The sequence below is a fragment of the Biformimicrobium ophioploci genome, assembly GCF_030270605.1.
Classification (GTDB): domain Bacteria; phylum Pseudomonadota; class Gammaproteobacteria; order Pseudomonadales; family Cellvibrionaceae; genus Biformimicrobium; species Biformimicrobium ophioploci.
Map to the genome: position 1 here is coordinate 1 of NZ_BSYJ01000025.1, position 582 is coordinate 582.

General features: G+C 50.7%; 1 rRNA gene. It reads right to left on the minus strand.

Annotated features, from left to right (window positions below):
* Positions 1 to 544 (minus strand): 23S ribosomal RNA (locus QSJ80_RS15565); the annotation flags it as partial.
* Positions 545 to 582: the final 38 nt, after the last annotated feature.

Sequence of the window (582 nt, forward strand, 5' to 3'; positions counted from 1 at the left end):
GCAGTCACCCCGAAGGGCTCCTACTGCTTGTACGTATACGGTTTCAGGATCTATTTCACTCCCCTCTCCGGGGTTCTTTTCGCCTTTCCCTCACGGTACTGGTTCACTATCGGTCAGCTGGGAGTATTTAGCCTTGGAGGATGGTCCCCCCATGTTCAGTCAAGATGTCACGTGTCCCGACCTACTCGATTTCACAATAAGTGCCTTTTCGTGTACGGGGCTATCACCCTGTATCGCGGAACTTTCCAGATCCTTCCACTAAAACACAAACTGCTTAAGGGCTAATCCCCGTTCGCTCGCCGCTACTAAGGGAATCTCGGTTGATTTCTTTTCCTCCGGGTACTTAGATGTTTCAGTTCCCCGGGTTCGCCTCACATACCTATGGATTCAGTATGTGATACCTGTAAAACAGGTGGGTTTCCCCATTCGGAAATCCTAGGATCAAAGTCTGTGTGCCGACTCCCCTAGGCTTATCGCAGGCTCCTACGTCCTTCATCGCCTCCAGCTGCCAAGGCATCCACCGTATACGCTTAGTCGCTTGACCATACAACACAAACGACTATTAACGACTGATTCTTGGCA